The organism is Vreelandella songnenensis (assembly GCF_003002925.1).
Lineage (GTDB): Bacteria > Pseudomonadota > Gammaproteobacteria > Pseudomonadales > Halomonadaceae > Vreelandella > Vreelandella songnenensis.
On sequence record NZ_PVTK01000006.1, the window covers coordinates 115,722 to 136,206 of the forward strand.

A 20,485-nucleotide genomic window follows, 5' to 3' on the forward strand; every position below is an offset into this window, starting at 1 on the left:
TGCAAGAAGGTTCTGTCTGTCTTGTTTGGGTATGTTATAACATATGGATATTGTTCAAATGGGCAGGAGCTCAACATGGGTAAGGTTCCGGTTACCGTACTGACAGGTTATCTAGGCTCGGGCAAGACCACGCTGCTCAACCGCATTCTCTGTGAGGATCATGGCAAGCGCTACGCGGTGATCGTCAACGAGTTCGGCGAGCTGGGAATTGATAACGACCTGGTTGTTGGCGCCGATGAAGAAGTCTTCGAGATGAACAATGGCTGTATCTGCTGCACCGTGCGCGGTGACCTGATACGCATCATTTCAGGTTTGATGAAGCGCATCGACCGCTTTGACGCGATCATCATTGAAACGACGGGGCTGGCCGACCCGGCACCGGTGGCGCAGACGTTCTTCGTGGATGACGATGTGCGCAGTAAAACGGCGCTGGATGCCGTGGTCACGGTCGCCGATGCCAAGCATCTCCCCGTACGGCTTGGCGATAGCCCCGAGGCCGCCGAGCAGGTGGCGTTTGCTGACGTCATCATTCTCAACAAGATCGATCTGATCGACGAGCAGGCGCGGCAATCGCTGGTCGCACGGATTCACGCCATCAATCCCTACGCGAAAATCGTCATGGCCAACCATTGCGATATCGATCTGGCCGAGGTGCTCGACCTGGGCGCCTTTGATCTGGAAAGGATCGTCTCGCTGGAACCGGGTTTTCTGACCGAAGAGCATGCCCATGAGCATGACGAGCAGGTCAAGAGCCTCTCGCTGACGGCCACGCAACCTCTGCTCCCTGAGCTGTTTGATACCTGGATATCGGATGTGCTGCGTACCGACGGCGTGAACATCCTGCGCTGCAAGGGAATCCTGCACCTGCTGGATCAGCCCAGGCGTTACGTCTTCCAGAGCGTGCACATGCTGGCCAACGGGATCTTCACGCAGCCGTGGACGAACACCGAGCCGCGGCATAGCCGCCTGGTGTTCATCGGGCGCGATCTGGACGAAGCAAGACTGCGTGCCGGGTTCGAGGCCTGTATTCAAAAGGGTAGTGCCACCCCGGGGCTATCATGAGCCAGTCGGCCTCGATCCTCGAGCAGTTGGGGCAGCAGTGGCAGTGGTCGGCCTATGTGTTATCCGCCTGCTTCGATAAAGCGGGTAATCTGGCTTTTGCGCTGGGCGATGGCAGCGTGCGCCTGCTGCCTGCCGGGGCTGATCATGAACCTGTCAACCTGCAGGCGCATGAAGGTGCTGTGCTAAGCCTTGCCAGCGCGCCGAAGACGGGTTTTCTGAGCGGCGGCGATGACGGGCGCTTCCTGCGCATCGACGCCGATGGCACGACCCGAGAGATAGCTGCCTTTCAGGGGCGCTGGATCGATCACGTGGCCAGTCATGCCAACGGCGTGATGGCCTGTACCGAAGGCAAACGACTGCATGTGTACGCTGAAAAAGGCGAACCGCTGGTACGTGAATTTCCCAGTACGGTTGGCGGCATCTGCCTTGCGCCCAACGGTTACCGAATTGCCGTGGCCCACTACGGCGGCGTGACACTCTGCTCTACACGTTCGGCGGACTCCACCCCGGTGGTGCTCAAGTGTCCCGGCTCGCACCTGGCGGTTACCTGGAGCCCGGATAACCGGTTCGTCATTTCAGCGATGCAGGAAGCGTGTCTGCGCGGCTGGCGGCTCGAGGACAGCGACGATCTGGTCATGAGCGGCTATAGCGCCAAGGTGAAATCCTGGGCCTGGTTCAATGGCGGGCGCTACCTGGCCACCAGTGGCAGCCCCTGTGCGCCTTGCTGGTCGTTCAAGGGACGCAAGGGGCCAAAAGGGCATGAACCGCTGACACCGGGTGAATCCACAGAGGCTCTGGTCACCGCGGTGGCCGGTGACCCCAGGCACGCCATCCTTGCAATTGGTTACGATAACGGTCAGGTCATCATTGCCGAGCCGCAGCGCGACCAGGAAGTCGTCATCAAGCCACCGGGAAACGGAGCGATTACCGCCATGAGCTGGTCGGCGGATGGACACTGGCTGGCTTTTGGCACCGATACCGGCTTTGCCGGGCGTCTCCCGGTAGCCGGGTAGCCGCTATCAATGCTTACTTATCCACGCGCACATCAGGAAGTTTCAGGATGGCCAAGAAAATCGACAGCCCCTGCACATCCACCTGCCAGTTGAAAGGCGGTATGTGTACCAGCTGTGGACGCAGTATTGAAGAAATTCGCCACTGGAAGTCGATGAAGCGGCCCGAAAAGCTGTCTACCCTCAAACGGGCCGAGCAGCGGCGCAAGAAGCTCGACAAGTAGCGCGCTTTAAACGGCCTGGCGAAAGCGCATGATCTGCCCCGGCCCGGCAGGATCCTCAAGAATGTCGGCATGCACGCCGAAGGTCTGGCGCAGCCGGCGGCACGTCAGCACTTGTCGAGGCGTGCCCAGATCGACCAGATGCCCGTCTTCGATGACGCCGATACGGTCGCACTCCATGGCCTGATTGAGATCATGCAGGGCAATCACCACCGTGATGGGGAGCTGCCGAACCAGTTGAAGAATCGAGAGCTGGTGGCGGATATCCAGATGGTTGGTGGGCTCATCCAGCAACAGCACGCAAGGCTCTTGGGCCAGCGCTCTGGCGATATGGGCACGTTGGCGCTCGCCGCCGGACAGCGTATGCCAGAGGCGCTCTGCCATGGACTGCATGCCGACATCCGCCAGCGCGCGGGACACAATCGCTTCATCCTCCTCGGACCATGGCTGGAAGGGGGAGAGAAAGGGGGTTCGGCCAAGCGACACGGCCTGATGGACGCTGATGCGTTCAGCGGTATTGGCCTGCTGTTCCACCAGCGCCACCGAGCGTGCGATATCGCGCTGACGCATACGGGCCATGTCCTGTCCGGCGATCCGTATACGCCCCGCCTTGGGTTTCTGCAGTCCGGCAAACAGACGCAGCAGGGTCGTCTTTCCCGAACCGTTCGGACCGATCAGGCCAAAGGTTTCACCGGCGGCGATGCTCAGGCTGACATTCTCCAGAAGTGTGCGTCCCTGAACTTTCCAGCTTACATTTTCGGCAACGAGTTTCATCGTGATCTTGCTCCGCGAATCAGTATCAAGGCGAACACCGGCGCGCCGACCAGGGCCGTAACGACGCCGATGGGCAGCACCTGTCCGGTCACCAGTATGCGTGACACCACGTCAGCGCCGATCAGAAACACCGCGCCTGCCAGGGCAGAGGCGGGCACCAGACGGGTATGGCGGCTGCCCGTCAGAAACCGCATGGCGTGGGGAATGACCAGCCCGACAAAGCCGATGGCACCCACCATGGACACCATCACGGCGGTCATCAGGGCGACGGTCAAAATCAGAATGCCCCGCACCCGGCGCACGGCGATACCCATGGAGGCTGCGCTGTCATTGCCGAAGGTGAAGGCATCCAGCGTTTGGCGGTACCAGAGGCAGACCAGCAGGCCGCCAAGCGCAGTGGGTACGGCCAGCAGGGCGTTGTCCCAGCGAATACCGGAAAGATTGCCCATCAGCCAGAACATGATGCCCCGCGCCTGCTCCGCGCTGGCGGATCTGGCGATGATGAACGCTGTCAGGGCGTTGAACAGGCTCGACCCGGCTATGCCTGCCAGAATGATCGCGCTGGATGCCTGTGTGCCGCCGCCTCGGCTATCCGAGGCGCCATAGGCGAGTATCACCACCAGCCCGAATGCCGCGATGGCGCCGACCATGGCACCGGCCGAAAGTGTAACGACGCCCCCGCCAAACCCGGCCACGGCCACGAGAACCGCGCCGGTGGATGCGCCGGCGGAAATGCCCATCAAGTAGGGGTCGGCCAGCGGATTGCGCAGCAGTGCCTGCAGCACCACCCCGGCCAGGGCCAGCCCGGCGCCGCAGCACGCGGCGACCACCGCGCGGCTAAGACGGTAGCTCCAGATGATCCCGGCATCGATGCGGTCAACGGGGTAGTCTGCGCCCAGCAGCCGATTGGCCAGTACCTTGAGCACTGTCTCGATGGATATCGACGTCTCGCCAATCGCAGTGCCGGCCATGATGGCGGAAAACAGCAGCAGCGGGGTCAGCCAGAACCAGTGGCCGCGTCCCTGAAAGCGCGGCCATGGGGTTAGCACAGATGCCTTGCTCATCGCTCGAAGGACATCCCCGAAAGCGCTTCGGCAAGCGTTTCCAGGCCGAAAAGGGTGCGCATCGTCGCGCTCATGGCGTGGGCGTCCATCTCGATGATATGGCCTTCTTGAACCGCCCGCATTTCGCGCGTGACAGGGTCGCTTTGAAGAAAGGCGCGCTTGGCGGCCACATCATCCGCGGGATAGCGGCGTCGGTCCATGTGCGCGATGACAATGACGTCCGGATTGGCGCGGGCAATGGTTTCCCAATCGACGGTGGGCCACTCCTCATCCGACGAGATGACGTTGTGTATTCCCAGTGCCTTCATCATGTAGCCGGGCGCGCCCAGCTGGCCTGCGACATAGGGGGCAACGCCATTGTCCGGCGAGGAGAACCAGAAGACGGCGGAAAGGTCCTCCGGCAGGTCAAGCTGGCCGGCGCTGGCGACCGCTGCGGCCTCACGCGCTTCAAGGCCTTCGATCAGGGCTTCACCCGCTGGCTGGACATCGAAGATTTCGGCAAGCTCGGCAATGCCCTTGTAGACGTGATCCGGGGAAAAGGGAGCCGTGCGCATGCCGTCACCACCTGTGGTGTTGTCTTTGGTATCGCAGTCGGCAGGCATGATGTACGTGGCAATTCCCAGATCGTCGAACTGCTCACGCGTTGCCACGCTGCCTGCCGCACCAACATGCCATTCGTACTGAACCGCAACAAGCGCCGGGCGCTTGTTGACCACGGACTCAAAGCTAGGGTCGTTGTCGGCAATACGCTCGATGGATGCATTGAGCTCGCTGAACTGTGGCAGTACCGGAGTGAACCATACCGATGTGCCCAGTACCTGATCGCCCACCCCCAGCGCATACAGTATTTCGGTTGCCGATTGGCCAATGGTGACCGTTGCGTCGGGGGCGGCCGAAAAGCTGATCGGCTTGCCACAGTTATTCAGCGTCAGCGGGTAGTCCGTTTTAGCAGCTGTCGTATCAACCGTCGTATCGGCCGTGGCGTAGCCTGCTGACAAGCCCAGGGCCGCCAACAGCATAGAGCGAACAAGGTTCATGGAAATTCCCGATAAGTTGTCATGCCTTGGGCGCCTTCAGTCAGCGGATGGCTCAACGGAAACGACGCCTTGATTTATTGTTATGTTATAACATATTTATATGGTTGCAAAGAAGTGCCCGCGCCGCTATCCAGGAGATAATAACCGGAAAGCGGAGCAGGCATGTACAGGTAGATGAATATAGGCAGCGAGCGGAGAAAGAGCCGATTATGCGGTGTAGTAACCCAAGAGCATATTGGCGCGCCGGTCAGAAATCCCCGGGCGCGCACTGTAGACAGGTAAGACCCAGCACACGCCACTGGGCGACGACCGCATCGCGGTCGTCCAGCACCAGCCAGGGGTCGAAGCCGTCGTCGCGCATGGTGCTGAGCAGGGCTTCCTTGACCGCCTCGTCATCCACATGGTCGTGGCCCTCCGGGCGCAGGTACATGGCGTCGAAAGGGATCGCGTTGCGGGTCAGCCACGCCTGGGTATGCTCGCGGTGGCTGTCCGGGCGGCCGCTGCAGATGATGATCTGCTGGCCCTGGGCTTTCAACAGCTTGACCAGCTTTGCGATCGGTTCGATCACCGGCGCCTTGGCCATATGGGCAAAGAAGGGGTCCCACTGCTTGGCAGGCCCCAGCACCCATTCGTGTACCTGGGCGGGGTGAAATTCGGCCAGTGTGCCGTCGACATCAACAATTACCGCGGTCATGCAGGACTCCATGCTTCAAGGTGAAAAGTAGGGTGAAGGGCAGTATGCAGGGTGGGCAGAGCATGCAGGCGGGGGCCCAGAAGGGCGCGCCACGCACTCAGGCCAGGCTCCGCGAGCGAGGTAAATAGCGGCACCACCTGGCAGGCGCCCACCTGGTCGGCCAGCGCCACCAGGTGCGAGGCACGCAGATGTACGTTCCAGCGCTGCCAGAGAATCTTGTCAGCGGCCAGCTCCGCGCAGCGCGAAGGCGTTAGATAGCCGGTGTGCAGCAACTGATAGCCTGGCCACTGGGCGGCGGTGTCGTCGCGGTCGCTGATCAGCCGAAGTGAAGGCGTGGCGGCATCCTCGCGGGCCAGCAGCGCCGCGATAGCCTCGTCAGCGCCCGGGCGGCGCAGCGTGGCGGGTAGCTCAAGCAGGGTTTTCAGGTTGGCGCGAATGCTTGGATCAACGGCAATCGACAGCCCGCGGGCATCGGCTTCGCTGGCAAGCCATAGCGCCATTTCCAGTGCCCGGCCCGACTCAGGCACGGGGAAAACCAGCGGACGGTTCAGGTGCTCGCTGATGGCATCCACACATGCCTGCTGAGGCTGATCGTAAGTGCCGTAGGACGCATCCAACAGCGCAATCCGCGCCGATGGCGGCACATCAAACGGAAACAGTCGTGACTCAAGGCAGGCATCGCCACTGTAGAAAATGCCGCCCTCGACCCCCAGATGGATCCAGACGCCGCCAAGGGAGTGCCCCGCCTGCCCGGTAGTCACGGGAATTCCTTCGATCCAGCAGGTGCCGCGCTCGGGCAGTGGCTGCCAGGCGCGCCCCTTGGGTAGCGCGCTTGCCACCAGCGGCGTGCAGTAGAGCGGCGTCTCGGGGTCCAGCTCGCTGACGCCACCGATATGGTCGATATGGTCGTGGCTGATGATCACTGCGTCCACGGCAAGCCCGCGTGCCCAGGTGGTGGGGTCGCCCGGGTGCAGGGCGCCGCCGGCATCCAGCAGCAGGCGCCTGCCGTTGGCCGTTACCACAATGGCCGCCGGGCTCTTGTCACCCAGGCCGCTCAGAATGTCGATAGCAAGGCTCATTGGTCCGGCTCCAGACACCAGCCTTCGCGCAGAATCAGGGCAACCTGCTGGCCCTCTTCAAGCGCGTGGGGGTGATAGGCCAGCAGCGCTTCGCCGCCTGGCAGGCGCAGGTGCAGCTCAAAGCGTTCGCCGCGAAACGTCTGGCGCTCCACGCGGGCAGTCACATCGTGGTGTGTCGGCGCGGTTTGCACATGGATATGCTCGGGGCGCACCAGCACCGGCTGGGTGCGCTCGGCAGCGGCCAGGCCCCGCATCAGCTCGGCCTCTTGAAGGCGCTGGCCCGGCCGGCCCGCGGCGACCATCAGCTGGCTGCCCTGGCCGATAAAGCTTGCAACCCAGGGCGTGCGCGGCGCGCGATAAAGCGTTTCCGGCGTGGCCCACTGCACCAGCCGGCCTTCACGCATCACGGCGATGCGGTCAGCCAGCGCCATGGCTTCGCTCTGGTCATGGGTGACGTACACCATGGTGGCTTCGGTGCGGCGATGAAAATCCGCAAAGCTGTGCTCCATGGCGGCGCGCAGGTGACGGTCAAGGTTCGCCAGGGGTTCATCCAGCAGCACCACCGCCGGGTCGGTCACCAGGCAGCGGGCCAGCGCCACGCGCTGGCGCTGGCCGCCGCTCAAGTCCTGCGGTGTGCGCTCGGCGTAGGGCTCAAGTGCCACCAGGGCAAGTGCCTGCCCCACTCGGCGCTGATAATCCGCCCCGCGCACGCCGCGTAGCTTGAGCGGGTAGCCGACGTTATCGGCCACGCTCATGTGCGGCCACAGGGCGTAGGATTGAAACACCATGGCCATGTTGCGCTGCTCCGGCGGCAGGTGCTGGTGCGCGCTTGCCAACAGCGTATCGCCCAGATGGATTTCGCCGGCGCTTACCTGCTCGAACCCGGCCAGCATGCGCAGCATGGTGGTCTTACCGCAGCCGCTGGGGCCCAGAAGGGCCACAAATTCACCCGGTTCGATCGCAAGCGACAGCCCATCCACGGCGAGATGGTCGCCAAAGCGTTTGGTGACGTCTTGTATGTTCAGCCCTGCCATGGCACGACTCCTTTGGGTAAACGCGGCGAAAGCAGGCTCAGCGACAGCATGAGCGAGGCGACCATCAGCACCACCAGCACCGACACCGCCGAGGCCAGCACGCTTTCGCCGCCTTCATCGAGGTTGAAAATCAGCACGCCCAGGGTCTCGTTGCCCGCGCTCCACAACAGCGCCGACACGGTCAGCTCGTTGACCGCCAGCAGAAATACCAGCAAGCCCCCGGCAAACAGCGCCGGGGCAATCAGCGGCAGCACGATGGTGGAGAGCCGCCGCCAGGGCCCGGCACCCGCTAGCTGAGCGGCCTCTTCAAGAGAGGGGTCAAGCTGGGCAAGGCTTGCGGTAACGGGTTTTAAGCACACCACTAGAAAGCGCGCCAGATAGGCGATGAAGATCAGCCCCAGGGTGCCGTAAAGCGCTACGTTGATGAGGGGCAGTGGGCGCACGAACAGCAGAATGCAGGCAATCGCCAGCACCACGCCGGGCAGGGCATAGGGCAGCTCGATGATGCTCAGGGTCAGGTTCTGCAGGCGTGGCGGCAGACGCTGCAGGCGGTAGGCCAGCGGCAGGCTGCACAGCATGAGCACCAGCGCCGCGCCGCCCGCCAGCCACAAACTGTTGCTGACCGCGCGCCAGGTGGCACCCTGGCGGCCAATCACTTCCTGATAGGCGCCCAGGGTGACGGTGTCGGCGCTCAGCGGCACGCCCATGGCGGGCACCAGGGAGCTGACCACCAGCGCCAGCAGCGGCGCGACCAGAATCACCAGCAGCACCAGAACCAGCAGCGCCGTGACGCCTGCCTGGTAGCGGCCAAGGGAGAAATCGTGTGCCCGCCCGCTGTGGCCGGTCAGCCCGAAACGGCTGCGCCCCATCCAGTGCTGCTGCAGCGCTACCCCCGCCAGCGCCAGCACGCCAATGAGTAGCGAAAGCGCGGCCATCTCGGCCAGCACACCGGTGCCAAAGCTTGCCATACGCTGATAGATCAGCGTGGGCAGCACGTAATACCCCGCCGGAATGCCCAGCATCGCCGGAATGCCAAAGTTGCCAAGGCTCGAGATAAATGCCATGGCGGCCCCGGCGATCAGGCCGCTGCGGGTCACGGGCAGCACGATATGCCCCCACACCTGGGATTGGCGGGCACCGCTGATGCGCGCGGCCTCGACCAGCTCCCGGGGCAGGGAGAGCAGAGAAGTGCGCAGCGCCAGAAAGACCAGCGGAGCGCTTTGGATGCCCAGCAGCAGGGCAATGCCCTCTGCGGAGTAGAGCGGCTGCGAGCTGCCGAGCGGCGGCGCCATGCCAATGCTTTTAAGCAGAGGGCTTGCCGGGCCAAACAGCTGCAGCCAGCTAAGCGCGGTGACCTGGGGCGGAATCATCATGGGCAGCATGAAACAGAACACCAGCCACGCCTTGCCGCGAATGTCGGTCAGCGTGATCACGAACGCAAACAGACTGCCCAGCGTCAGCGCAATCAGCATGCCGAGCCCCGAGGTATACAGGCTGTGCCACAGCGCACGCCAGGTGCCTGCTGACTGCATGACGCGCCACAGCGGCGCATCGCTGCCTTGGGTAAGATCACTCAGCGCTTCGGCCAGAAGCCGCAGGCTGGGGGCCAGGCTGAGCAGCACCACGATGAGGGTCAGTAGCGTCAGCAGCCAGCGGTGCTGGCTGCCTTGGGTGAGCCCGGGCGTCATCATCAACCGCCGAACAGGTCGCTGAAGCGCTGCTTCATGGCCGCTTCCTGCTCAAGCGCCTCGGCGGTATCCACGGGCATCAGCTCGATGGTGTCACGGGCGGGAAAGCCTTCGGGGGGAGCTACATCCGCGCGGGCAGGCAGATAGCCCTGGCCGCTAACCAGCTGCTGGCCCTCTTCAGAGAGCACGAAATCGACAAACTTCTGCGCCGCATCCAGGTGCTCGGCACCCGCCATGATGCCCACCGGCTCGGTGACTGCACTCACGCCCTCTTCCGGAAACACGAACTCGACCGGCGAGCCCTTGGCCGCCTCGCGGATGGGTAGAAAATCCACCACGATGCCGTAGGGCTTGGTGCCGGCCGCCACGGCGTTGAAGACACCACCGTTGCCGCCCTGGGCTTCGGTGCGGTTGTCGTGGAGCGCTTCGTAGTAGCCTTCACCCAACGCGGGGTTGGCGCTGATCGCGGCCATATGGATAAGTGCGGCCCCCGAGTAAAGCGGACTCGGCATGGTGACCAGCCCCTCATATTCAGGCTTGAGCAGATCCTGCCAGCTTTGCGGCTGCTCCTCGGCGCCGGTGTTGTAGATGATGCCGGTGGTAATCAGCTTGGTGCCGTAGTAGTAGCCTTCGGCGTCGAAAAGCTCTGACGCATAAGCATCGCGCTCGGGGCTCAGGTAAGGCTGCAGGTAGCCGTCCTGCTTGAGCGACTCCATGGTCATGCTGTCGGCAATCAGCAGCACATCGGGCTTGCTGACCCCGGCGGCCAGCTCGGAGCGCAGGCGGGTCATCAGGCGCGTGGTGCCGTCGCGTACCCACTCCACTTCAATCTCAGGGTAGGCGGCCTGAAAGGCATCGACGGTTTGCTGGGCGTCGCTGTTGGGCTGGCTGGTGTAGAGCGTGAGCGTGTCATCAGCGAATGCAGCCGCTGACAGGGTCAGGCCAGCAAGGGTGCTGGAAACAGCAACGGCGGTGCAGAGTGGGCGCTTGAACATCAGAAAACCTCCAATGAGTGAACGCTCTCCACATTAGTGTCATCTGCTTACAACATGATGACACTACGCTTTCGTTTGATGGCAGCGAGGTTTCGCATTGCAAGAGGAGACTTTCGCCTGGGTGGCGAGGCGGGCCATGGGGGTTAAAAAGGAGAAGTAGATGGGCCTAAACGAACGTCGGCGGCGGCTGCTTGAACAGGTGCGAGAGCAGGGGCGTCAGCCGCTGGAAAGGCTGGCCTGCCAGTTTGGCGTCTCTGTACAGACGCTGCGGGGCGATGTCCGCGTGCTGGCCGAAAAGGGGCTGGTGCTGCGCAGGCATGGCGAAGTTCTGCCGTTTCCCGACCAGGAGAATATTGGCTACGACCAGCGCCAGATCGTCAACGAGGCGGGCAAGCGCCATATCGCCCGCCAGGCGGCGACGCTGATTCAGCCCCATCAATCGCTGTTTCTGGGTACCGGCACCACGGTTGAGCAACTGGCCGACGCCCTGCATGCCACACAGGGGCTGCAGATCATGACCAACAATCTGCACGCGCTGATCAAGCTGTGTCAGTGGGAGTGCGAGCTTACCGTGGCGGGCGGCCGGGTGCGCCGCCGCGACCAGGACGTGATTGGCGGCGATGCCTGGCGCTTTTTTCAGCGCTATCGGGTGGATGTGGGCGTGGTGTCAGTAGGCGGCATGGATAGTCAGGGGCAGCTTTTTGACTATAACGATGACGAGGTCACGGCCCGGGAAGCGCTGCTGGCCCACGCGGCCTACCGTATTCTGGTGCTGGATAAAACCAAGTTCGATCTGACCCTGCGCTGCGCGGCGGGAACCCTTGCCGACTACGACGCAGTGGTGACCGATATACCGCTGCCTGACCGGCTGCGCAGCCCGTTGGCGGCCAGGGGCGTCATCTTTCTAAGCTGAAGCGCGGCCAAATCAGCGGTTTTAAGTACGCTCGACAAGTAGGTCGACAAAGGCGCGTACCTTGGTGGGCCGGAACTTGGTCTCGGGAAAGACGGCTGTGATATTGCCCGATGCGAGCGCCCAGTGGGGCAGCACACTTATCAAGCGTCCTGCTTTAAGCTCCTCCTTGACCAAATAGTCAGGCAGCACTGCAAGGCCGATTCCGCTCACTACGGCCTCTTTGACTGCCAACGTGATATCGAACGCAGTGTGAGGCGTGAAGTCGACAGTTTCGACGCTCTTATTGGGCGCGGTAAACGTGCATTGACGTGGTTTTTTTAACGCGGTATTGGCAATCCAGGGCAGGGTGGCGAGTTCCGTCGGCCGCTGGATATCGCTTAGTCGGTCACCCCAGGTTGGGGAGGCTACCAGATGCTGCTTGAACGTACCCACTTGCCTGACTTGCAAATGCTCTTGGGTAAGCCAGCCAACACGAATAGCCAGATCCATATCGCTGGCCATCAAGTCCACCATGTTGTCACTGAAGTGTGTTTCTACCCGGCAATTTAGATAGCGCTTGGTAAATTCGGTGATGGTGGGAACAATCACGCTCAAACCGTAATCGATCGGTGCCGTGAGCCGTAACACTCCGGTCGGCGCTTCGCGGCCATCGTTCAGCTCTGCAAAAGCCTCTTCGGCATCACGTAAGATAGCGACACAGCGGCCATAGAAGAGTTGACCTGCCTGGGTGGTGCGCACGCTGCGTGTGCTGCGAATAAGCAGCGATGTCTGCACGTCCTGTTCAAGCCTTGCGACCTGTTGACTCACCACTGCCTTGGTAACACCGAGCTGTTCTGCGGCAGCGGTAAACGAGCCTGTTTCAATCACAGCAGTGAAATACGCCAAACGGTTCAGGTTGGGAGCGCCGCTAGTATGAGCGGAGCCAATGTATGGTTTTGGCATACAGTGTGTTTCCCAATGGTGTGTTTAACAGGGTGAAAGAGGGACTTACTCTTAGCGACATTAAGTTAATCAGGAGTAAGCATCAATGACGAAACGACTAGTTTACCTGATGGATCCGCTATGTGGCTGGTGTTACGGCGCAACACCTTCACTTGAGGCAGTACAAAACCAGGCAGGCATAACCCTTGAGCTATTACCGACGGGGCTATTTGTCTCTGACGGCGCCAGAGAGATGGACGATCAGTTTGCAGCATACGCCTGGAAAAACGACCAGCGCATCGCTGCGCTTACCTCACAACCTTTCAGTGAAGCCTATCGGCAAGACGTGCTGGGTAATCGGCATCAGCGCTTTGATAGCGAGCAGGCCACGCTGGCGCTTACGGCTGTTTACCTCACCGCACCCAAGCGTGAGTTCGAGGTCTTGAAGGCCATTCAACGTGCCCGCTATGTAGAGGGTATGGATGTCATCGGCAAGGCTCCACTGGTTGAACTGCTAGGCAAGCTAGGGCTGGCTCAGGCGGCCGAACTGCTCAGCCGTGATGATGAAAGCCTGCAGGTTGCTTATCAGCGCCGCAAGGAACGGGCACACGCGTTCATGCGCCGCTGGTCTTTACAGGGCGTGCCAAGTCTTGTGGTGGAAAGTAAGGGTGACGAAGGGCCGCTGCAATCGCAGGCTCTTTACTCAAGCCCCGCGGATTTTATAAACGCCGTTATCCACGCGTAACAATCACGCTTAAAAAGCTGTTTAAAGGAGAAAAGAATGAAACTGCCAGGCATCCTCAATCGTACACTGTTGACTGCTGCTCTCTCGTTGGGAAGCGCCTTGCCTGCGCTTGCATCGCAAGAGGCGCTGAATCTTGAAATCTATAATCCTGGAGAAGATGCCATCTTTGCGGTTTCCTCCGTGCTGGTGGAAGGCAAGGAAGACGCGATCTTGATCGATGCGCAGTTTTCGACCGACGATGCGCGCCAGTTGATCGAGATGATTAACGCTTCTGGCAAGCGCCTAACGACTATCTATATCAGCCACGGTGATCCCGATTATTATTTTGGCCTGGCCGCGCTGGTAGATGCCTTCCCCAATGCTGAAGTGTTCGCTACCGAGCAGACCATCGAACATATTCAAGAGACCAAAGAGGAAAAGCTGAACGTATGGGGGCCGCAACTGGGCGATAACGCACCTGAGCGCCTGGTCATACCCCAGCCACTTGAAAGCGATACGCTGACGCTTGAAGGCCACGACCTCAAAATCATGGGGCTTGACGGTCCGACACCGGATCGTACTTTCGTGTGGATTCCCGATATCAATGCTGTTGTAGGCGGCATTCCAGTGATGGCGGGCGAACACGTCTGGATAGCTGACACCCAGACCGAGGAATCACGCGACAACTGGCTGGCTACTCTTTCTGATATCGCTGCGCTCTTGCCTACTACTGTAGTGCCGGGCCACTTCGCGCCAGGCAGCCAGCTCGATTTGAGCGCCGTACAGTTCACCGCCGACTATTTGCGTACTTTTGAAGAGCAAGCGGCCAAGGCTGATAATGCCTCTGACTTGATCGAAGCGATGCAGACGCGCTACCCCAGTCTGCTCGGCACATCTAGTCTGGAGCTGAGTTCGAAGGTCATCATGGGCGAAATGGAGTGGTAGAGCGGGGCCCTGCGATACAAAGACTTAAAGGAGCCATCTAGTTCAGTGCCGGGATCGTATTAGCAAAACCCTTTGGCTGCCTATTTTGGTGGCCAAAGGCATTTTACTGCCTACCTGTATCTGGCTGAGCATTAACCATCCTGATCAGTGCCGGGCAGGTGCTTGAAGCGAATATAGCGGTGCAGGCGAATCGTTGGGCGAATCAGCAGTTGAATGCTGCCGAGTACAAACAGACACACGCCCACTGTCTTGGGCGTGCCCTCAAAAAAGAAGCACACGCTTCCCACGCTGAACCAGATGCCGATCAGGAAGTCGTTGAGAATGCTCAGCACTTCATAGCGGCGATGAATCACCAGCTCCTCATGGCCGAAGGTAAAGGTCCAGTCCTGGGTTTCAGGATCCTGTTGGCGCTGCATTGCGTTCTCCCTTTTCAGTAGACGGCATGAGCCCATACGCTGGCTCGTTGTTGCATCCAGGCATCTGCCTTGAAGTTCCGCCCAAAAGCGTAGGCGTTTTCAGCCCGTTATGCTGAAATATTGTTCGATATCGGGAGTGCTGAATGTGGCAGACTACCCGTAAAGTATAGTGAACAGCAGCGCGACAAAACGATGGACTTTCCGTGGCTAAGAGGGCTGGTAATGATCAACGATACGTTACTTAAAGCCATAGAGACCGAGCTGGAAAGCGAGCGCTTCCGGCTGCGTTTTGCCAAAGCCCTTGAGACACGTTTCGAGGCAGACACTCATCGGCGGAGAAGCCATACCATGGTGGTGGCCGGGCTCATCGCCATTCCTATCTACTGTTTTTTTCTGATCAACGACTACAGCTTTCGTAACGAGATATTTACCCAGATCCTGCTGCTACGCTTGGGCTCCGTATTTGCGTTTACCCTGCCCATTTTCTGGCTGATTTACCGGGGCGTTGCGCCAGCGGTGAGGGAAACGCTGATGGCCAGCATCATTGTCATGACCATGCTCATTGCCTGCTTGATCCTGACCGCATCTACCGCGCCGTTTTCCTATTTTGACGTTTTCTCGTTCGGTCTTATCCTGATTGCGGGCAACATCTTCTTTCCACTACGTTTTGCGTATGCCTGCCTCTCCTCGGCCGTCAGCATCCTGATCATGCTGATATTCGTGGCGGATTACGAACCCATGCCCCGTGAGGCAAAGAACCTTGCGATGCTGGGCATTTTTACCACGACGCTGTTCACCCTGGTGACCAACTATCGCCTTGAGCGCAGCGAGCGCAAGTCCTACCTGCTGGTACTCAGAGAGAAGCTGCGCGCCGGCTACTACCAGAAAGATAACCAGAAACTGTCGCAGCTCTCCATGACCGACTCGTTGACCAATATTGCCAACCGGCGTCAGTTCGATGCTGAGCTTGCCACGCGCTGGAAAGAGACTGCTGAGCAGCGCAGCTGCCTCGGGTTGATGGTGATCGATATCGACCACTTCAAGGCCTATAACGACTACTACGGGCATGTGCAGGGGGATGAGTGCCTGCGTCAGGTGGCAGCAGCCATGCAAAGCGAAAGCCGCGGGACTGACTTGCTGGCGCGGTTTGGCGGCGAGGAGTTCGTGCTGCTGATGGCGAACACTACACCCGCGGCCGCCCAGCAGGCGGCGGACCGTATCCGCCATACCATCGAGGCGCTGCAGATTCCCAATCATGGCTATTCGCCCGATAGCATCATTACGGTGAGTGTTGGAGTGGCCACGATATGCCCAGGCGATAATCTTCAGGCGGGAGATCTTCTGCGCCTGGCCGATGCCGCACTCTATAAAGCCAAGCATGATGGCCGCAACCGCACCTGGGCAGTCGATGAGAAGACGGCTACCGTTTGACATTGGCATGGCGGTAAGAGCAAATACGCAAAAAACTGCTAAGGAGCACGCTGTGCAGCACGAACACCGCGAAGAAGCCACGCGCTATGAAGCGCTGAGTGTCGATACCCTGGCAACGCGCCTGGGAGATGTACATGAAGTCGCCAGCCGCGTCGGTGGCGATTCCGCCAGCTGGGAAATACGTGAAGTAGGCGATGGCAACCTGAACCTGGTGTTTATCGTCACGGGCAGCGTCGGCAGCGTGGTGGTCAAGCAGGCGCTGCCCTATGTACGCATGGTCGGCGAAAGCTGGCCATTGCCGCTTTATCGCGCGCATTTCGAGTATTACGCGCTGGTGCGTCAGGCAAGGCGCGACCCGGGCGTGGCACCTGAAGTGTTCTATTTCGACAAGGCCCAGGCGCTGATCGTGATGGAGTACCTGCATCCGCACGTCATTCTGCGCCGCAAGCTGATCAACGGCGAGCGGGTGGCAGGGCTTGGCGAAACCCTGGGCCGGTTCTGCGCACGCACCGCGTTTCGCGGCTCGGAGCTTTCCCTGGAAAGCCCGGAGAAAAAGCAGGACGTCGGACTTTTCTCCGGCAACGTGGCGATTCCCGCGATTACCGAATCATTGGTGTTCACCGACCCCTATTTCAATGCCGAGATGAATCATCACACGCCGGCGCTTTCGCCGGTGGTGGAACGGCTGCGCGGCAATGCGACATTGAAGGCCCGCGCCCAGCGGATGCTCTTGAAGTTCACCGCCAACGCCGAAACCATGCTGCACGGTGACCTGCACTCGGGCTCGATCATGGCGACCGACACCGATGTCCGCGTGATCGACCCGGAGTTCTCCCAGTACGGGCCCATGGCGTTCGATCTGGGCATGGCCGTGGCCAACTTCCTGATGGCGTATTTCAGCCAGCCAGCCCACCGCTTGGACAGTGACCTGGCCGCGTATCAAGCGTGGATACTCGAGGTGATCGAGGCATGCTTTACAAGCTTTGACGCCGAGTTCCGCCACCTCTGGCAAACCGAGCGCACCGGCATCCTGTTTCCCCGCGCGCTTTTCGAAGATCAGGGCCACGAAAGCGAGGCGGCCTGCGATGCGCTGCTCGAGGAAATTCGCCAGGATGCGCTGGCGTTTTGTGGCATCGAGATGCACCGCCGGGTGCTGTCGCTCGCCCACAACGCGGATTTCGAAGAGATCGAGGACACGGCATTACGGGCAGGCCTTGAAGCGCGCAACCTGTTGATGGGCGAAGAATTGGTGGTCAATCCAGCGGCCTATTCAGATATGGCGGCATTAAGGAAGCTTGCCAAAATGCACAACCGACAAGATGCGCTTGAGGTAGGTTGATAAGATGTAACGAATCATGATCTTGAGCAGGCGTAAGGCGCGGCGGATTCAAAATCCGCTGCGCCTTACGCAAGTCAGGTTATTTAAAGCTGATCAATCCGATCAAACTTGCCGGCGATATCACTCTCGGTCCAGTGCGGCACCCAGCCTTCCACGTTGTCGAAGAAACGCAGCGCGGTGAATTCAGGCGCGGGTCCCATATCGAACCAGTGGGGGGTATCGGCAGGCACGCTGATCAGGTCGCCCTGGGTGCACAGCACCTGATACACCTTGTCCTCGATATGCAGGCAGAAAAGCCCCTGGCCCTTCACGAAAAAGCGCACTTCGTCTTCATGATGGCGGTGTTCGTTCAGAAACTTCTGGCGCATGGCGTCCTTTTCCGGATGCGTGGGCACCATGTGCAGCACGTCCACGGTCTGGTAGCCGCCCTGGGCTTTCAGGCGCTCGATGTCGTCCTGGTAGAGCGCCAGAATATCGTCCTGGGTGGCATCATCAGCAATCTCGCCGGGCGTGGCCCAGCGCTCGAACAGCACGCCCACGCGGTTGAGCGCGGTCTTGATCTGCTCGCCGTCGGTGGTGTCGGTCAAGGCGGTGCTCGGGTCCTGGTCGGTGAATACTTTGAGTTGTGACATCAAGGCGCTCTCCACTAATGAAGGGGTAAACCGTTAAAGGTCGATTTCATCGAAGCTTGCCACACTAGCGTGCTCGGCGCCCGCCTGGGTGCCTTCGCGTACCAGCTGCAGCGTCTGCATGCCCGCTTGCCTTGCACCGTCCAGCTCCTCCACCACGTCAGATAGAAACAGGATTGACGCGGCGGGCAGGCCAAGCTCGGCGGTGATATGGCGGTAGGCTTTTATCTCGCGCTTGTGGCCGATATGGGTGTCGAAGTAGCCGCTGAACAGTGGCGTCAGGTCGCCCTCGACGCTATGACCAAACAGCAGCTTCTGCGCCTGAACGGAGCCCGAGGAGTAGACGTAGAGCTTTTTGCCTGCCTCTGCCCACTGGCGAAGGCGCGGCGCCACGTCTGCATAAAGATGGCCCTGAAACGCCCCGCGCTGGTAGCCATCCGCCCACATCATGCCCTGCAATGCCTTGAGCGAGGTCTTTTTCTGGTCGGTTTCGATCCAGTACAGAAGCGTCTCGATGACGCTATCCAGCGAGGCGTCGGGATCACCCAGCTCACGGCGCACCGCGTCTATCTGCTCGGCAACGTCCGGCTGGGCCGAGTGAGTGTTCACATACTCGGGAAGCTGGTCGTGGGCGTAAGGGAACAGCACGTCATGCACGAAGCGGATATCGGTAGTGGTGCCTTCGATATCGGTGACGACGGCGCGAATGTTGGCATCAGCAAGGTCTGGGGTATTCATCATTGGGACCACCGACTCTCTTCAAGAACACAGGCAAGTAAAAACTCGATCGCTTCCAGATGGCGGCGGCACTCGGCCACGCTGCGGCCCACGGCGTAAATACCATGGCCGGCCACCAGAAAGCCCCAGGGCATGGGCCAGGCGTCGCGCACGTGGGCGGCCAGCACATCCATATCCTGGGAGTTGGGCACCACCGGCAGGCAGAGGGTGGCGTCGTGGGTGGTGTTGCCCTGCAGGGCTTTCTGCATCTCGAAGCCGTTCAGCGCAATGCCGTCAGGGAAACGGCGCGAGAGCACGGTGCTGGCCACGGTGTGGGTATGCAGCACGCAGCCGATCTGTTCATCCAGCCGGTAGAGCGCGGCGTGCAGGTCACTTTCGGCACTCGGCTTGCCGCTGCCTTTGAGCACCTGGCCGTCAAGGTCGCACAGCAGCAGGTCATCGGCCTGGATGCGGGTCTTGTCGCGCCCTGAGGCCGTGACCAGATAGCCGCCTTCCACCCGGGCGGAGAAATTGCCGCCGGTGGCGGGCGTCCAGCCCTGCGCCGCCGCCCAGGCAATGGCCGTCAGTAGTTCGTCTTTTGAAGTCATCGTTTGTTCGGCTTCGCCTGTGTTCGAGTGGCTTTCATTCTATATGATATGCTCCGCGCTTGATAAGCCGCACGCCCGGCGAGCGCCAAGGAGCCTTCAATGCCCATACTTGAATCCCGCAGTCTGCGACTTTACGCCGACTCGCTTGAGTACCTGGACCAGACGCGCCTGCCCCAGGCCGAACAGTGGGAGCGCTGCGACTCCCCCGAGGCCTGGCAGCTGGCGGTCAAGCGCCTGGCGATACGCGGCGCGCCGCTGATCGGCCTGAGCGCAGCGTTCGTGCTGGCCCAGTACGCCGCGCGCCATCCGGGGCAGGAAGATAAGTGGCAGTGGGTAAGTGATCGCCTGCGCGCGACGCGTCCTACGGCGGTCAATTTGATGTACTGCCTGGATGCGCTGGAAGCCTGCTTTGCCCAGGGGCCAGCGGCGCTGGCGGGGCGCGCCGCAGCGCTGTTCGAGGAAGACCGCGAGCTGTGCCAGCGCATGGCCGAGCGTGGCGCAGACCTGCTGGTAGAGGGTGAGCGAGTGCTTACCCACTGCAATACCGGGGCACTTGCCACGGCCGGCGTGGGCACGGCGATCGGCGCGCTGGCGGTGGCCAGAAAGCGCGGCATGACGCTGCATGTCTACGTGAACGAGACCCGCCCGCTTTTGCAGGGCGGGCGGCTGACCGCCTGGGAAATGGCCGATCTGGACATTCCCTACCAGCTGATTGCCGACAGCATGGCGGCAAGCCTGATGGCCGCCGGCAAGGTGGATAAAGTGATGGTCGGCGCCGACCGCATCTGCGCCAATGGCGACTTTGCCAATAAAGTGGGTACTTACATGCTGGCGGTGGTCGCCCGCTACCATCAGGTACCGTTTTATGTGGTGGCGCCCTACACCACGGTCGATCCGGCCTGCGCCACCGGTGACGATATCCCCATCGAGCAGCGCGACGCCGCGGAAATACGCGGGGCCACCGGCGCCTTTGGCGATATCGTCTGGGCGCCGGAAAACGCCCCGGTGTGGAACCCATCCTTTGATGTCACGCCAGCGTCACTGGTAACCGGCTGGGTGCTGGATACCGGCGTGTTCGACGCCGCCGCCATCGCCCGAGGCGAGCATTGCCGTTAAATGCGGCCGGTAAAACTTGCTGAAGGACCTGCTATGCTTTGGCGAGCTTTGCCTCGGCGACTCGTGCC

22 protein-coding genes are annotated in these 20,485 nt (G+C 60.9%); 9 read left to right on the forward strand and 13 right to left on the reverse strand.

Annotation, left to right across the window (positions count from 1 at the left end; genetic code table 11):
- Positions 1-75: 75 nt before the first annotated feature.
- The 3 genes from B0H98_RS11315 to B0H98_RS11325 are packed head-to-tail and all read left to right on the forward strand — an operon-like array spanning position 76 to position 2,296.
- Positions 76-1,062: a CobW family GTP-binding protein gene (locus tag B0H98_RS11315; RefSeq protein WP_106375169.1), complete on the forward strand. Its 987-nt coding sequence runs from the start codon at positions 76-78 to the stop codon at positions 1,060-1,062.
- Entirely contained in the window at positions 1,059-2,075 is a 1,017-nt protein-coding gene (locus B0H98_RS11320) for a WD40 repeat domain-containing protein (RefSeq protein WP_106375170.1), read from the forward strand. Before B0H98_RS11315 ends, B0H98_RS11320 begins: the two co-directional genes overlap by 4 nt.
- Positions 2,076-2,122: 47 nt before the next feature.
- The gene (locus B0H98_RS11325) at positions 2,123-2,296 is read left to right on the forward strand and encodes a DUF1289 domain-containing protein (protein WP_106375171.1); all 174 of its coding nucleotides are present in this window, start codon (positions 2,123-2,125) and stop codon (positions 2,294-2,296) included.
- 6 nt (positions 2,297-2,302) lie between these two features.
- Here the strand turns inward: B0H98_RS11325 and B0H98_RS11330 are convergent, their stop codons facing one another.
- From B0H98_RS11330 to B0H98_RS11365, 8 genes are all read right to left on the reverse strand, one after another.
- Positions 2,303-3,067, reverse strand: a complete 765-nt coding sequence (locus B0H98_RS11330) for an ABC transporter ATP-binding protein (RefSeq protein ID WP_106375172.1) — start codon at positions 3,065-3,067, stop codon at positions 2,303-2,305.
- Positions 3,064-4,116 carry a FecCD family ABC transporter permease gene (locus tag B0H98_RS11335; protein WP_279628387.1) on the reverse strand — a complete coding sequence of 351 codons (1,053 nt, stop codon included), beginning with the start codon at positions 4,114-4,116 and terminating at the stop codon, positions 3,064-3,066. The genes B0H98_RS11330 and B0H98_RS11335 overlap by 4 nt, the downstream gene beginning before the upstream one ends.
- An 11-nt stretch (positions 4,117-4,127) precedes the next feature.
- Positions 4,128-5,168, reverse strand: coding sequence for an ABC transporter substrate-binding protein (locus tag B0H98_RS11340; RefSeq protein ID WP_244183109.1), 1,041 nt, complete (start codon positions 5,166-5,168; stop codon positions 4,128-4,130).
- A 247-nt stretch (positions 5,169-5,415) separates the two neighbouring features.
- Positions 5,416-5,862, reverse strand: coding sequence for a phosphatase domain-containing protein (locus B0H98_RS11345; protein ID WP_106375174.1), 447 nt, complete (start codon positions 5,860-5,862; stop codon positions 5,416-5,418).
- Complete coding sequence (locus B0H98_RS11350) at positions 5,859-6,941, reverse strand: MBL fold metallo-hydrolase (protein ID WP_106375175.1); 1,083 nt, start codon at positions 6,939-6,941, stop codon at positions 5,859-5,861. The genes B0H98_RS11345 and B0H98_RS11350 overlap by 4 nt, the downstream gene beginning before the upstream one ends.
- Entirely contained in the window at positions 6,938-7,975 is a 1,038-nt protein-coding gene (locus tag B0H98_RS11355) for an ABC transporter ATP-binding protein (protein WP_106375176.1), read from the reverse strand. The genes B0H98_RS11350 and B0H98_RS11355 overlap by 4 nt, the downstream gene beginning before the upstream one ends.
- On the reverse strand, positions 7,963-9,663 hold the full coding sequence (locus B0H98_RS11360) for an ABC transporter permease (RefSeq protein WP_106375264.1): 1,701 nt from the start codon (positions 9,661-9,663) through the stop codon (positions 7,963-7,965). Before B0H98_RS11360 ends, B0H98_RS11355 begins: the two co-directional genes overlap by 13 nt.
- Positions 9,664-9,665: 2 nt before the next feature.
- The gene (locus B0H98_RS11365) at positions 9,666-10,658 is read right to left on the reverse strand and encodes an ABC transporter substrate-binding protein (protein ID WP_106375177.1); all 993 of its coding nucleotides are present in this window, start codon (positions 10,656-10,658) and stop codon (positions 9,666-9,668) included.
- A 160-nt stretch (positions 10,659-10,818) separates the two neighbouring features.
- Between B0H98_RS11365 and B0H98_RS11370 the strand changes: the two genes are divergently transcribed.
- The gene (locus B0H98_RS11370; RefSeq protein WP_106375178.1) at positions 10,819-11,571 is read left to right on the forward strand and encodes a DeoR/GlpR family DNA-binding transcription regulator; all 753 of its coding nucleotides are present in this window, start codon (positions 10,819-10,821) and stop codon (positions 11,569-11,571) included.
- Between the two features lie 21 nt (positions 11,572-11,592).
- Here B0H98_RS11370 and B0H98_RS11375 read toward each other — a convergent pair whose 3' ends face one another.
- Complete coding sequence (locus tag B0H98_RS11375; protein WP_106375179.1) at positions 11,593-12,513, reverse strand: LysR family transcriptional regulator; 921 nt, start codon at positions 12,511-12,513, stop codon at positions 11,593-11,595.
- Between the two features lie 85 nt (positions 12,514-12,598).
- Here B0H98_RS11375 and B0H98_RS11380 point away from each other — a divergent pair, with 85 nt between their 5' ends.
- The gene (locus tag B0H98_RS11380) at positions 12,599-13,237 is read left to right on the forward strand and encodes a DsbA family protein (RefSeq protein ID WP_106375180.1); all 639 of its coding nucleotides are present in this window, start codon (positions 12,599-12,601) and stop codon (positions 13,235-13,237) included.
- Positions 13,238-13,273: 36 nt separating this feature from the next.
- Positions 13,274-14,161 carry an MBL fold metallo-hydrolase gene (locus B0H98_RS11385; protein WP_208623609.1) on the forward strand — a complete coding sequence of 296 codons (888 nt, stop codon included), beginning with the start codon at positions 13,274-13,276 and terminating at the stop codon, positions 14,159-14,161.
- Between the two features lie 131 nt (positions 14,162-14,292).
- On the opposite strand, the gene B0H98_RS11390 is transcribed toward B0H98_RS11385, so the two are convergent.
- Positions 14,293-14,577 (reverse strand): YrhK family protein, encoded by a 285-nt coding sequence (locus B0H98_RS11390; protein WP_106375181.1) that lies wholly within the window; start codon positions 14,575-14,577, stop codon positions 14,293-14,295.
- A gap of 222 nt (positions 14,578-14,799) precedes the next feature.
- Between B0H98_RS11390 and B0H98_RS11395 the strand changes: the two genes are divergently transcribed.
- Together B0H98_RS11395 and mtnK are read left to right on the forward strand one after the other, a co-directional pair.
- Entirely contained in the window at positions 14,800-16,008 is a 1,209-nt protein-coding gene (locus B0H98_RS11395) for a GGDEF domain-containing protein (protein ID WP_106375182.1), read from the forward strand.
- Between the two features lie 52 nt (positions 16,009-16,060).
- Positions 16,061-17,347, forward strand: coding sequence for an S-methyl-5-thioribose kinase (gene mtnK, locus B0H98_RS11400; RefSeq protein WP_244183112.1), 1,287 nt, complete (start codon positions 16,061-16,063; stop codon positions 17,345-17,347).
- 83 nt (positions 17,348-17,430) lie between these two features.
- Here the strand turns inward: mtnK and B0H98_RS11405 are convergent, their stop codons facing one another.
- From B0H98_RS11405 to B0H98_RS11415, 3 genes are read right to left on the reverse strand one after another with little or no spacing between them, the layout of a single operon-like run.
- A complete protein-coding gene (locus B0H98_RS11405) occupies positions 17,431-17,979 on the reverse strand; it encodes a 1,2-dihydroxy-3-keto-5-methylthiopentene dioxygenase (protein ID WP_106375184.1) in 549 nt (182 codons plus the stop codon).
- Between the two features lie 33 nt (positions 17,980-18,012).
- Positions 18,013-18,717 carry an acireductone synthase gene (mtnC, locus tag B0H98_RS11410; protein WP_106375185.1) on the reverse strand — a complete coding sequence of 235 codons (705 nt, stop codon included), beginning with the start codon at positions 18,715-18,717 and terminating at the stop codon, positions 18,013-18,015.
- The gene (locus B0H98_RS11415; protein ID WP_106375186.1) at positions 18,714-19,301 is read right to left on the reverse strand and encodes a methylthioribulose 1-phosphate dehydratase; all 588 of its coding nucleotides are present in this window, start codon (positions 19,299-19,301) and stop codon (positions 18,714-18,716) included. Before B0H98_RS11415 ends, mtnC begins: the two co-directional genes overlap by 4 nt.
- 99 nt (positions 19,302-19,400) lie before the next feature.
- Here B0H98_RS11415 and mtnA point away from each other — a divergent pair, with 99 nt between their 5' ends.
- Positions 19,401-20,417, forward strand: a complete 1,017-nt coding sequence (gene mtnA, locus B0H98_RS11420) for an S-methyl-5-thioribose-1-phosphate isomerase (protein WP_106375187.1) — start codon at positions 19,401-19,403, stop codon at positions 20,415-20,417.
- Positions 20,418-20,485 lie beyond the last annotated feature (68 nt).

Excerpts from the sequence above, each read along its gene's own strand:
- B0H98_RS11350 (WP_106375175.1), bottom strand. The coding sequence starts at position 6,941 with ATGAGCCTTGCTATCGACATTCTGAGCGGCCTGGGTGACAAGAGCCCG.
- B0H98_RS11320 (WP_106375170.1), top strand. The coding sequence starts at position 1,059 with ATGAGCCAGTCGGCCTCGATCCTCGAGCAGTTGGGGCAGCAGTGGCAG.
- B0H98_RS11385 (WP_208623609.1), top strand. The coding sequence starts at position 13,274 with ATGAAACTGCCAGGCATCCTCAATCGTACACTGTTGACTGCTGCTCTC.
- B0H98_RS11315 (WP_106375169.1), top strand. The coding sequence starts at position 76 with ATGGGTAAGGTTCCGGTTACCGTACTGACAGGTTATCTAGGCTCGGGC.
- B0H98_RS11375 (WP_106375179.1), bottom strand. The coding sequence starts at position 12,513 with ATGCCAAAACCATACATTGGCTCCGCTCATACTAGCGGCGCTCCCAAC.
- B0H98_RS11360 (WP_106375264.1), bottom strand. The coding sequence starts at position 9,663 with ATGACGCCCGGGCTCACCCAAGGCAGCCAGCACCGCTGGCTGCTGACG.
- B0H98_RS11405 (WP_106375184.1), bottom strand. The coding sequence starts at position 17,979 with ATGTCACAACTCAAAGTATTCACCGACCAGGACCCGAGCACCGCCTTG.
- B0H98_RS11380 (WP_106375180.1), top strand. The coding sequence starts at position 12,599 with ATGACGAAACGACTAGTTTACCTGATGGATCCGCTATGTGGCTGGTGT.
- B0H98_RS11415 (WP_106375186.1), bottom strand. The coding sequence starts at position 19,301 with ATGACTTCAAAAGACGAACTACTGACGGCCATTGCCTGGGCGGCGGCG.
- mtnC (WP_106375185.1), bottom strand. The coding sequence starts at position 18,717 with ATGATGAATACCCCAGACCTTGCTGATGCCAACATTCGCGCCGTCGTC.
- B0H98_RS11390 (WP_106375181.1), bottom strand. The coding sequence starts at position 14,577 with ATGCAGCGCCAACAGGATCCTGAAACCCAGGACTGGACCTTTACCTTC.
- B0H98_RS11395 (WP_106375182.1), top strand. The coding sequence starts at position 14,800 with ATGATCAACGATACGTTACTTAAAGCCATAGAGACCGAGCTGGAAAGC.
- B0H98_RS11355 (WP_106375176.1), bottom strand. The coding sequence starts at position 7,975 with ATGGCAGGGCTGAACATACAAGACGTCACCAAACGCTTTGGCGACCAT.
- B0H98_RS11365 (WP_106375177.1), bottom strand. The coding sequence starts at position 10,658 with ATGTTCAAGCGCCCACTCTGCACCGCCGTTGCTGTTTCCAGCACCCTT.
- mtnA (WP_106375187.1), top strand. The coding sequence starts at position 19,401 with ATGCCCATACTTGAATCCCGCAGTCTGCGACTTTACGCCGACTCGCTT.
- B0H98_RS11325 (WP_106375171.1), top strand. The coding sequence starts at position 2,123 with ATGGCCAAGAAAATCGACAGCCCCTGCACATCCACCTGCCAGTTGAAA.
- B0H98_RS11340 (WP_244183109.1), bottom strand. The coding sequence starts at position 5,168 with ATGAACCTTGTTCGCTCTATGCTGTTGGCGGCCCTGGGCTTGTCAGCA.
- B0H98_RS11370 (WP_106375178.1), top strand. The coding sequence starts at position 10,819 with ATGGGCCTAAACGAACGTCGGCGGCGGCTGCTTGAACAGGTGCGAGAG.
- B0H98_RS11345 (WP_106375174.1), bottom strand. The coding sequence starts at position 5,862 with ATGACCGCGGTAATTGTTGATGTCGACGGCACACTGGCCGAATTTCAC.
- B0H98_RS11330 (WP_106375172.1), bottom strand. The coding sequence starts at position 3,067 with ATGAAACTCGTTGCCGAAAATGTAAGCTGGAAAGTTCAGGGACGCACA.